The following is a 9,800-nucleotide window of genomic DNA, read 5'->3' as shown; positions in this document are numbered from 1 at the left end:
TGCCCTACTGCCCTACTGCCCTACTGCCCTACTGCCCTACTGCCCTACTGCCCTACTGCCCTACTGCCCTACTGCCTCATCTTCCAACGCCTGCTTTGCAGCCAGCCGGTGCGCGGGCGTGATATGGGCGCGAACGGCGGTCAGCGCCGCCATCAGCACGGCAACGTCGTCCGTGAAGCCGATACCGGCCAGAAGATCGGGAATGGCGTCGAAGGGCAGGACGAAATAGGCGAGCGCCGCCATCAGCGTCATGCGCACGCGGGTCGGCGTTTTCTGGTCGAGCGCGCAGTAATAGGCTGCAACCACCTCGTCCATGAACGGCACCATGCGACCGGCGCGGCGCGCGGCCTTCCAGAATCCGTTCTTCACCCGGTCGCTGCGCTTCTTGAATTCGCTCTCGCTGCCCGGTTCGAGGATTTCACCGATTCTGACGTCATCCATTCTCGTTCAACTCCTGTCGTCCCGATTGCGTTGACACGGGCCATGACCGGTTAACGCTACAGTTGAAAACTCGTCAGGCCGTGGCGAAAAGAGTGATTTTCGAGCACCGGAGCGCAAAAATTGCTCTTTGCAGCCCGGCATCACGAGGAATGCAACTGCAGCGCTAAAAATGGGGAGTTCGTGCCTTCCTTGCAAGTCCGGGCGATTTCGCCCCGGTCCGATCCTGCCAGAACCATCAGCTACAACGGCCCCGTCAAATCCCCAAAATACAGATTCGACCGGATCGCTTCGGCAGCGTTTTGGACGCGCGACGAAGCAGGTGCGGAATGAATGGAGGGTTTGATGCATTTGACCGGCTATGGGGAAAACTTCATCCGCAGCGACCGTTCAACACGGCTGTTTCGCGGCAACCAGCTGCTGGCCGCCGGAAGCGAGGACGATTACATCACCATCGATCTGTTCGAGGCCGGATGCTACGACGCCGCCGTCTATCTGCGGTTCCTCTTCGGCGCCGGAATCTCGCTCAACACCCTGCGCGGCACGTCGAGCCAGAACTGGATACCCATCCTGAATTTCAGGGCGGGCGAGCAATGGAACGGCTATTCGGCGCTGCCCTTTGGCAAGGCCATCGGCTTTTATGACGTTCAGGCGGGACATATTTTCCACGCCGCCATCTCGCTCGGCGATGTCTATATCCGCGGCGTCCATGGCGGCAAGCTCGGGCAGAACTGGCAGGACAGCACCAACCTGACCCGCGTCCTTCCCTATTCCAGCCGCAACGCGGATGGCAGCTTCAATTATGACCGCCGGAAGATTTATGTCTATATTTCAAAGCTCTAAATTCAGGCTATAGCATTCATTTTGCGCGCAAGCTTGATATCGAGTTCGGTAATGCCGTTCTCGCTATGGGTCGAAAGCGTGACATCGACGCGGTTATAGACATTGAACCATTCGGGATGATGGTCGAGCTTTTCCGCGTGAAGCGCCGCGCGCGTCATGAAGCCGAAGGCGGCATTGAAATCCTTGAACCTGAAGCTTTTGGAAATGGCCTCGCGTCCGTCGACTTTCTGCCAGCCCTCCAGTTCGTTGAGCGCTTCGTTCAGTTCGTTTTCCGTCAGCCGGTTGCGTGCCATCGTCTTTCGCCTATGTTGCGGTTCCTGAACAAACTTATCATGAGCGCGAGAGTTCCGTGACCGTATCCGTAGCCGCAAAAGCCCCGGCCAGCATTTTATTTGTTTGCGCTGGCAATATCTGCCGTTCCCCGCTTGCCGAAGGCGTGATGGGGCATGTGCTGGAAAAGCGCGGCATCCGCCATGTGCTGGTCGATTCCGCCGGAACCAATGGCTACCATACCGGCGAGGAGCCGGATGAGCGCTCCATCAGCGTTGCGGCGCGGCATGGCCTCGATATTTCCGGGCAGCGTTGCCGCCAGCTGATCGCAGGTGATTTCAGCCGTTTCGACCTGATCCTCGGGATGGACCGCTACAATATGCGGATGATCGCCGGGCGTCAGCCTGCGAATGCAAGCGCGCATATCGGGCTTTTCACCGAGATTGCCGAAGGGCGGGCGGTTGAAATCCCCGATCCCTATTATGGCGGGACCGGGGATTTTGAGAAGGTTTACCGGATGGTTCTGGCGGCTTCCATCGCGCTTGCCGACCAGTTCTGGCCCGTGAAGGACGTGGCGACCAAAGGCCAGGCTTCTTCCACGATGTAAGGTCCGCCGCCGACCGAATCGCGGGACGACATCAGCACGAACCGTCCCACCTTGAAGGGCAGCGTCGCGAAGTTGCCGCGTGAGGAAAGATAGCGCACCACATCGTCGATGCGGGCGTTTCTCAGCCGCGCCAGCGTCACATGCGGCGTGAACTTGCGCGGGTCGGCGGGAATGTGAAGCCGCTGGCAGATCCTTTCGATTTCCGCCTGCAAGGCGTTGAGCTCAGGCGAGGGGGATACACCCGCATAGATGCTGTGCGGCTTCTTGGAGCCGAACGCATTGACACCCGACAGGTTGAGCATGAATTCGGGTCGCCGCACGCGATCGAGCGCATTGGCAACCTCGTCGGCCACGTGGCCTTCCACATCTCCGATAAAACGTAGCGTTATGTGGTAGTTTTCGACATCAATCCAGCGTGCGCCGGGGAGACCGCCTCGCAGCAGCGAGAGCGAAAGCGCGGCGTCGCGCGGGATTTCGAGGGCAGTGAAAAGACGCGGCATAAGGCATCCTCCTCGAAGCGTTCCATGTCAGAGCGCCGGGCATCCAAAGGATGCATAAAGGACACTCTAACCTAGAGAGTCAGTGCATCGTTCCATCGAAATTGATTCGATATTCGCCGATACACCCGAAGCGAATCAAAGTTTCATAGCGGGGGCAAGCTGTTTATGCTCCCGGCGGGCGTCAGCCTCCCGATGTCCCCTTGTTTTGCATGTTCGTCAGGCTCTTTTCGATAGTGGGCATAAAATTGGAGACCATCGTTTCGACGCCTTTCTCATTGGGGTGCATTCCGTCCTCGAGCAAAAGGTCCTTTTTGGTTGCTACGCCGTCGAGGAAAAACGGGTAGAGCGGCACGCCATATTTCTGTGCCAGCTTGGGATAGATCGGGTTGAACCGGGCGGCATAGTCCTTGCCCATGTTGGGCGGGGCCATCATGCCGGCAAGAATGACCGAAATGCCGCGCTGCTTGAGGCGCGCCAGCATTTCATCAAGGTTCTTTTCGGTAATGTCGGGCTCGATGCCGCGCAGCGCGTCATTGGCGCCCAGTTCGAGGATGACGAGATCGGTGCCATCGGGCACCGACCAGTCGATTCGCGAAAGCCCGCCGGTGGTGGTATCGCCCGACACGCCCGCATTTTCGATCGAAACCTCGACGCCCTTGTCATTGAGCGCCTTTTCAAGCTGCTGCGGAAAGGCGGCATTGGACGGCAGCAGATAGCCGGCCATCAGGCTGTCGCCGAAGCCGACGATCCTGACCTGCGACAGCTGCTCGGTCGGCAGTGCGTCTTCAAGGCCGGTCGGTTCTTCCTGCGCCTGCGCCGTCGCGATGGGGCCTGCCGCCATGAAAGACGCCATTACCGCAAAAATAGGGAGCCATGCCGGAATTGATAGTTTGAAACGCATCGTCGAAAACCCATATTTGAGGGGCTGTGGGCAAATGGCCCGCCGGACTTCTCTTCAATAACTGGCGCAACATAAGTTCAAATTTGTGACGCGCTGTTTGGTTCCAAAGACTCATATAGGATAAAAACCGCGTGACGGAACAGGTTGTTGGCCCGATTATCGAACTTGAGAACGTTCACCTGACCCTTGGTCACGCCGCTTCGCTGGTGCATGTGCTGAAGGGCGTTTCCCTTCATATATCGCAAGGACAGTCGGTCGGAATCGTCGGTCCGTCCGGTTCCGGCAAGTCCACGCTGCTGATGGTTCTGGCCGGGCTGGAGCATGTCGATAACGGAACTGTGAAGATCGCGGGCGAGACCATCAGCCGGATGAGCGAAGATCAGGCGGCCGCTTTCCGTGGCGCCAATATCGGCATCGTTTTCCAGTCCTTCCACCTCATTCCCAACATGACCGCGCTCGAAAATGTCGCCGTGCCGCTGGAGCTTGCCGGTCGCCGCGATGCGTTCGAGGTAGCGGAGCGCGAATTGCGCGCCGTGGGCCTCGGCGAGCGCCTCACCCATTATCCGTCCGAGCTTTCCGGTGGCGAACAGCAGCGCGTCGCGATCGCGCGCGCCCTTGCGCCAAGCCCGAAGATCCTGATCGCGGATGAGCCAACCGGCAATCTCGACACCACGACAGGGCGTCAGATTGCCGACCTCCTGTTCGCCAAGCAGCGCGAGAACGGCCTGACCATGGTGCTGGTCACGCATGACCCGGCGCTTGCCGCGCGCTGCGACATCGAAATTCCGGTGCGCTCGGGCCGGATCGAGGAACCCGCGCAAGGCGGCACCGTTCCCGAAACGCTGGCGGCTGGCGCATGAGTGCGGCACAGTCATTCCTGCTGGCCCTCCGCTTCGCGCTGCGCGAAATGCGCGGCGGGCTTGCCGGTTTTTATATTTTCCTCGCCTGTATCGCGCTTGGGGTTGCCGCCATCGGCGGAGTCAATTCCGTGGCGCGTTCGGTCAGCACCGGCATTGCCGCGCAAGGCCAGAGCATTCTCGGCGGCGATGTCAGCTTCGCGCTCAATCAGCGCGAAACGACGGCGGAAGAACGCGCCTTCATCGAAAGGCAGGGCAGGCTTGCCGAAAGCGCCACCATGCGCTCCATGGCGCGCATGCCGGATGGCTCCGATCAGTCGCTGGTCGAAGTAAAGGCGGTCGACGCCGCCTATCCGCTTTACGGCGAACTGAAGGTCGAGCCGCAGCAATCTTTGGCCGATATGACCGGCGAGAAGGACGGCACCTATGGTGCTGCCGTCAGCCAGGACTTTCTCAATCGCATGGACCTGTCGCTTGGCGCGAAAGTGCTGCTCGGTTCGCAGACCTTTGAACTGCGCGGCCTGATCAAGAGCGAACCGGACCTGCTTTCTTCCGGTTTCAATTTCGCGCCGCGCTTTCTGGTCTCGCTGGAGGGCTTGCGCGCTTCCGGCCTCATCCAGCCGGGCAGCCTCGTCGATCATATCTACAAGGTTGCGTTGCCGCATGGCGCGCCCGACGCCGCAATCGCCGAAGTCAGGCGGCAGGCTGCCGCCGATTTTCCCGATGCAGGCTGGAACATTCGCTCCCGCGCCAATGCCGCTCCGGCGCTCAGCGCCAATATCGAGCGCTTCTCGCAATTCCTGACGCTGGTCGGCCTGACGGCCCTGATCGTCGGCGGTGTGGGGGTCGCCAATGCGGTGCGCGCCTATCTCGACGGCAAGCGCGGCGTGATCGCCACCTTCAAGTCGCTGGGCGCGCCTGCGCGCTTCGCCGTGCTGGTCTATCTGGTGCAGATCATGGTGATCGGCCTGATCGGCATCGCCATCGGTCTGGTGCTGGCGGCGATCATCCCCTATGCGGCGGCGCTGGCGCTTGCCAATTACCTGCCGGTCGCCGGTGGCGGCGGTTTCTTCCCCGGCGCGCTGGCGCTTGCCGCCATCTTCGGCCTCATCACCACGCTTGCCTTCGCGATCATTCCGCTTGGCCGCGCGCGCGATATTCCGGCGACGGCGCTTTTCCGCGAACAGGGGTTTGAGCAGCGCGGCCTGCCGCCGCTTCTTTATCTCTCCCTTGCGGTTCTGCTGATTGCAGCGCTTGCGGGGCTCGCGCTCTACGTCGCCTATGACCGGCGCATCGCGGCGATCTTCATCGTCTCGGCCATTGCTGCCTTCGGCGTTCTCCGGCTTGTCGCGGACGGCATCCGCTGGCTTGCCCGCCGGGTGCCGCGCGTGCGCTCGACGGCGCTGCGGCTCGCAGTGGGCAACATCCATCGTCCGGGCGCACTCACGCCCTCCGTGGTGCTTTCGCTGGGCCTTGGCCTGACGCTGATGGTGGCAATCGCGCTGATCGACGGCAATCTGCGCCGCCAGGTGACGGAAAACATTCCCGCGCAGGCGCCCGATTTCTTTTTCGTCGACATTCAGAACCGCGACATCGGCGATTTCACCAAACTGGTGAGCGGCATCGTGCCGGACGGCAAGCTCACTTCCGGGCCGATGCTGCGCGGCCGCATCGTCGCCTTCAACGGCACCAATGTGCGCGACATGACCATCCCGCCGGAAGCAGCCTGGGTGCTGCGCGGCGACCGCGGCATAACCTTTTCCGATAACGTCCCCGAAAACTCGACGCTGACGGAAGGCGAATGGTGGCCCGCTGACTATGGCGGCGAGCCGCTGGTGTCCTTCGCGGAGCGCGAGGGCAAGGAACTCGGCCTGAAGCTCGGCGACACGGTGACGGTCAATGTGCTTGGCCGCAACATAACTGCAAGGATTGCAAGCTTCCGTCAGGTTCAGTGGGAAACGCTGGCGATGAACTTCGTCATGGTGTTTTCGCCCAACACCTTCGCCGGCGCGCCTGCGACATGGCTCGCCACGCTCACCATTCCCGACAGCCAGAAGAGCCTTGCGCCTGATGTGCTGCGTCAGGTCACAAGGACATGGCCCGCCATCACGACGGTGAGTGTGACCGATGCGCTCGATGTCGCCAATGATCTGATCGGCCAGCTTGCAACCGCCATCCGCGCCGCGGCTTCCATCGCGCTTGCGGCTTCGGTTCTGGTGCTGGGCGGGGCGCTTGCCGCCGGTAACCGCGCCCGCGTCCACGATGCGGTGGTGCTGAAGACGCTCGGCGCGACGCGGGGTACGCTGATCACGGCCTATGTGCTTGAATATATGCTGCTTGGGCTGGCGACGGCGCTCTTCGCGCTCGTCGCTGGTAGCGTGGCGGGATGGTATGTCGTGGTGGAAATCATGAAGCTGAAGGCGAGTTTCCTGCCCGATGTCGCGCTGATGACCGTGGCCATCGCGCTGGTGCTGACGGTCGGTTTCGGCCTCGCAGGCACGTGGCGCGTCCTCGGGCAGAAGCCCGCACAGGTGCTGAGGACGATATGAAGCTTTTGTAATTCTGAAGCTTCCAATGAGGTAACCCCTTGGATCGCATGGATAATGCGGGCGGCGTTTCAAGTCGCCCCATCACGTTTTTTTACAGGTGGTACTTGTACGCGAAGGCCGAAATCCCCATAATGTCAGGCAGGCATGCTGGGGTCCCGCCAGCGGCGCCTGGCGGCGGCTCGGCCTTCATGAGCGCCCCGACACCGGACGGGACATGGCAAGAGGATTTAAGTCATGGCTGACTTTCGCAATATTCAGGCGCAGCAGAGGCCGGTAGGCGGCGCTCGCGCCGATGCAGGCATCGACCAGGGCCTGCGCAGCTACATGCTCGGCGTCTATAACATGATGGCTATCGGCCTGGCCGTTACCGGCCTTGCCGCATTTGCCGTTGCAGCGCTCGCAACGACCACGGACCCGTCCGCAGCCGTCGCCCAGCTCGCCAACGGCAAGATGCTCACCAGCCTTGGTGTGGCGCTCTACACGTCCCCGCTTCGCTGGGTGGTGATGCTTGCGCCGCTCGCGGCAGTGTTCTTCCTGAGCTTCCGCATCGAACGCATGTCGGTCGGCACGGCTAACGCCGTCTTCTGGGGCTATGCAGCTCTCGTCGGCCTGTCGCTGTCGTCGATCTTCCTGGTCTTCACCGGCCAGAGCATCGTTCGCACCTTCTTCGTGACGGCTGCTTCCTTCGGCGCGCTGTCGCTCTATGGTTACACGACCAAGCGCGACCTGTCGGCCATGGGCTCGTTCCTGGTCATGGGCCTGTTCGGCCTGATCCTGGCTTCGGTCGTCAACATCTTCCTCGGCTCCACCGCGCTGCAGTTCGCGATCTCGGTGATCGGCGTCCTGATCTTCGCAGGCCTCACCGCCTACGACACGCAGTCGATCAAGGAAATGTACTACGAAGGCGATTCTTCGGATGCGCATGGCCGCAAGGTCGTGATGGGCGCGCTGCGCCTCTATCTCGACTTCATCAACATGTTCACCTTCCTGCTGCAGTTCATGGGCAACCGTGAATAATCAGCCGAAGAGGCTTGAACAAAAGGGCAGCGGAAACGCTGCCCTTTTTGCTTTTTTCCGGGCGGTTTATGATGCATGTTAGGGACCCGTCTCCCACGCTGCTGCGGTTTCAACATGCCCGTCATTCGTGATTTCCAGCCTGCCGATATCGAAACAATCACCGCGATCTATTCGGAAGCCGTCCTGACCGGCGCCGGTTCCTACGAGATCGAACCGCCGACCGCCGATGAAATGGCAAGGCGTTTCGCGGCTTTGGTGGCGCAGGGCTTTCCGGTCCTCGTGGCCGAGGAAGATGACCGGATTCTGGGCTATGCCTATGCCAGCCATTTCCGCGTCAGGCCCGCCTATCGCTGGCTTGCGGAGGATTCGATCTATATCGCCCCGGATGCCAAGGGAAAGGGCATCGGCAAGCTGCTGCTGCGCGCGCTTATCGAGCGCATTTCCGCTTTGGGCTTCCGTCAGTTGCTGGCGGTGATCGGTGACGGCGAACACAATATCGGTTCGGTCCGGCTGCATGAAAGCCTCGGCTTTGCCCATTGCGGGCGCATCGAGGGTTCGGGCTTCAAACACGGGCGCTGGCTCGACACGGTGCTGATGCAACTGCCGCTCAATGGTGGCCGTTCAACGAAACCGGGAACCCCGCCGCTTACGCCTCCCTCATCCTGAGAGGCGGTTGGAAACGGCGTCTCGAAGCATCAGCTTTCGACGAGCTTGAGGCTCTTGTCGAAAACCCGCAGCACGCGTTCCAGTTCGTGGCCGCGCTTCATGATCAGCCCGCTTGCGGCGATGACCGAATAGGCGCCCTGCTTCTGCGCCAGCTTGGGGTTCTTCTCGATGCGGAAAAGCGGCATCTCGCTTGCACGGCGAAAGATGGAGAACACGGCGCGGTCGCTCAGATGGTCGATGGCATAGTCGCGCCAAGTGCCGGAGGCGACCATGCGGCCATAGATGTTCAGGATTTTGCCGAGTTCATGCCGGTTGAAACTGACGGGAGCAGATCGCGCACGGTCGAGAGGAACGACCTTTGACGAAGCAGACGAGGGAGAAAGGGACGACGAATCCTCATTCGCTGCGCTTGACGTATCCATTTCCTTCCTTTCAGCCTTTTGCGGAGCGCCGCCCGGAAGCCCGGACAGGCTCAGGAACAAACTGCGTGCAACCGGGATCGGTGTTCAGCAAGGGTGGTGAAGCGAACCGGACCCGGCGCATGACAACAGGGTGATGCTTTTGTGAAGCAATTTCAAGGGGCCGCGTCCGCGAGCCTGTTTTTGCTGCCGCTCATGGGCCGAAAGAAGCCCAATAAATAGGGAATAGCGGCGGGAAGCCGTCATTCACGAAAAGAGAATGTGTGTTTGCAATGGTGATTGTTGGCCACATTTTCGCCTTGTCAGCTTCGCATTGCAGCCCGATTATGGCTTCAGCATCTACACGTTGCCTGAGACGGTTCGGTTCGGGCAAGTCCGACCCCAAGCCCCCCGCCCAAAGGACTGCTCGGACCGAACCAACCTTTTCCCGGCCTGGCTGCCAGACCGGTTTCCCCTCCAGTTCGATGACCGCTCCGCGTAGCCCGGACAGACGCTTTCCCGCTGAACTTTCTGGAAGAAAACGCCGTTAAAGCGCGCATTGCTGCCTGCGCGAACCGGTTGCCTGGAGCATTTCAGCAAAAGTGTGAAACCTCTACGCGGGGATCAGTTCACTGGACTGATTTCTTATGCCGCTTCGATGCGTTGGATAATGCGATAAAACAAATGGTTAGAACGGTTCCGGCGATTCTGTTAGAACAGGAACCGCTCTAAAGGCCCACGGGCCTCGACTGCT

Annotated in this window: 11 protein-coding genes; 6 read left to right on the top strand and 5 right to left on the bottom strand. The window is 60.7% G+C overall.

Features of this window, described 5'->3' with window-relative positions:
- Positions 1-60: 60 nt before the first annotated feature.
- Complete coding sequence (locus ACS5UA_RS22525) at positions 61-441, bottom strand: YkvA family protein (RefSeq protein ID WP_025089826.1); 381 nt, start codon at positions 439-441, stop codon at positions 61-63.
- A 342-nt stretch (positions 442-783) separates the two neighbouring features.
- On the opposite strand from ACS5UA_RS22525, the gene ACS5UA_RS22520 reads away from it, so the two are divergent.
- The gene (locus ACS5UA_RS22520) at positions 784-1,281 is read left to right on the top strand and encodes a hypothetical protein (RefSeq protein WP_262074569.1); all 498 of its coding nucleotides are present in this window, start codon (positions 784-786) and stop codon (positions 1,279-1,281) included.
- Between the two features lie 2 nt (positions 1,282-1,283).
- Here the strand turns inward: ACS5UA_RS22520 and ACS5UA_RS22515 are convergent, their stop codons facing one another.
- On the bottom strand, positions 1,284-1,574 hold the full coding sequence (locus ACS5UA_RS22515; RefSeq protein ID WP_151656747.1) for a 4a-hydroxytetrahydrobiopterin dehydratase: 291 nt from the start codon (positions 1,572-1,574) through the stop codon (positions 1,284-1,286).
- Positions 1,575-1,630: 56 nt separating this feature from the next.
- Between ACS5UA_RS22515 and ACS5UA_RS22510 the strand changes: the two genes are divergently transcribed.
- Positions 1,631-2,158: a low molecular weight protein-tyrosine-phosphatase gene (locus tag ACS5UA_RS22510; RefSeq protein ID WP_262074571.1), complete on the top strand. Its 528-nt coding sequence runs from the start codon at positions 1,631-1,633 to the stop codon at positions 2,156-2,158.
- Here ACS5UA_RS22510 and thpR read toward each other — a convergent pair.
- Positions 2,062-2,658: an RNA 2',3'-cyclic phosphodiesterase gene (gene thpR / locus ACS5UA_RS22505; protein WP_006465812.1), complete on the bottom strand. Its 597-nt coding sequence runs from the start codon at positions 2,656-2,658 to the stop codon at positions 2,062-2,064. The genes ACS5UA_RS22510 and thpR overlap by 97 nt on opposite strands.
- Positions 2,659-2,839: 181 nt before the next feature.
- Positions 2,840-3,559, bottom strand: coding sequence for an arylesterase (locus ACS5UA_RS22500; RefSeq protein WP_262074573.1), 720 nt, complete (start codon positions 3,557-3,559; stop codon positions 2,840-2,842).
- Between the two features lie 131 nt (positions 3,560-3,690).
- Between ACS5UA_RS22500 and ACS5UA_RS22495 the strand changes: the two genes are divergently transcribed.
- The 4 genes from ACS5UA_RS22495 (at position 3,691) to ACS5UA_RS22480 (ending at position 8,648) form a co-directional block, all read left to right on the top strand.
- On the top strand, positions 3,691-4,419 hold the full coding sequence (locus tag ACS5UA_RS22495; RefSeq protein ID WP_006465814.1) for an ABC transporter ATP-binding protein: 729 nt from the start codon (positions 3,691-3,693) through the stop codon (positions 4,417-4,419).
- Positions 4,416-6,965 carry an ABC transporter permease gene (locus ACS5UA_RS22490; RefSeq protein WP_262074575.1) on the top strand — a complete coding sequence of 850 codons (2,550 nt, stop codon included), beginning with the start codon at positions 4,416-4,418 and terminating at the stop codon, positions 6,963-6,965. Before ACS5UA_RS22495 ends, ACS5UA_RS22490 begins: the two co-directional genes overlap by 4 nt.
- Positions 6,966-7,199: 234 nt before the next feature.
- Positions 7,200-7,982 (top strand): Bax inhibitor-1/YccA family protein, encoded by a 783-nt coding sequence (locus tag ACS5UA_RS22485; protein ID WP_121994741.1) that lies wholly within the window; start codon positions 7,200-7,202, stop codon positions 7,980-7,982.
- A 114-nt stretch (positions 7,983-8,096) separates the two neighbouring features.
- Positions 8,097-8,648, top strand: coding sequence for a GNAT family N-acetyltransferase (locus ACS5UA_RS22480; protein WP_262074579.1), 552 nt, complete (start codon positions 8,097-8,099; stop codon positions 8,646-8,648).
- A gap of 29 nt (positions 8,649-8,677) precedes the next feature.
- Here the strand turns inward: ACS5UA_RS22480 and ACS5UA_RS22475 are convergent, their stop codons facing one another.
- Positions 8,678-9,070: a DUF2794 domain-containing protein gene (locus tag ACS5UA_RS22475; protein WP_031346521.1), complete on the bottom strand. Its 393-nt coding sequence runs from the start codon at positions 9,068-9,070 to the stop codon at positions 8,678-8,680.
- Positions 9,071-9,800: the final 730 nt, after the last annotated feature.

The organism is Brucella sp. RRSP16 (assembly GCF_052246815.1).
GTDB classification, from domain to species: domain Bacteria; phylum Pseudomonadota; class Alphaproteobacteria; order Rhizobiales; family Rhizobiaceae; genus Brucella; species Brucella intermedia.
Note: the sequence above shows the minus strand (reverse complement) of the source record. Positions and strands in the feature narration are given on the sequence as shown.

Excerpts from the sequence above, each read along its gene's own strand:
- ACS5UA_RS22480 (WP_262074579.1), top strand. The coding sequence starts at position 8,097 with ATGCCCGTCATTCGTGATTTCCAGCCTGCCGATATCGAAACAATCACC.
- thpR (WP_006465812.1), bottom strand. The coding sequence starts at position 2,658 with ATGCCGCGTCTTTTCACTGCCCTCGAAATCCCGCGCGACGCCGCGCTT.
- ACS5UA_RS22520 (WP_262074569.1), top strand. The coding sequence starts at position 784 with ATGCATTTGACCGGCTATGGGGAAAACTTCATCCGCAGCGACCGTTCA.
- ACS5UA_RS22525 (WP_025089826.1), bottom strand. The coding sequence starts at position 441 with ATGGATGACGTCAGAATCGGTGAAATCCTCGAACCGGGCAGCGAGAGC.
- ACS5UA_RS22475 (WP_031346521.1), bottom strand. The coding sequence starts at position 9,070 with ATGGATACGTCAAGCGCAGCGAATGAGGATTCGTCGTCCCTTTCTCCC.
- ACS5UA_RS22485 (WP_121994741.1), top strand. The coding sequence starts at position 7,200 with ATGGCTGACTTTCGCAATATTCAGGCGCAGCAGAGGCCGGTAGGCGGC.
- ACS5UA_RS22515 (WP_151656747.1), bottom strand. The coding sequence starts at position 1,574 with ATGGCACGCAACCGGCTGACGGAAAACGAACTGAACGAAGCGCTCAAC.
- ACS5UA_RS22500 (WP_262074573.1), bottom strand. The coding sequence starts at position 3,559 with ATGCGTTTCAAACTATCAATTCCGGCATGGCTCCCTATTTTTGCGGTA.
- ACS5UA_RS22490 (WP_262074575.1), top strand. The coding sequence starts at position 4,416 with ATGAGTGCGGCACAGTCATTCCTGCTGGCCCTCCGCTTCGCGCTGCGC.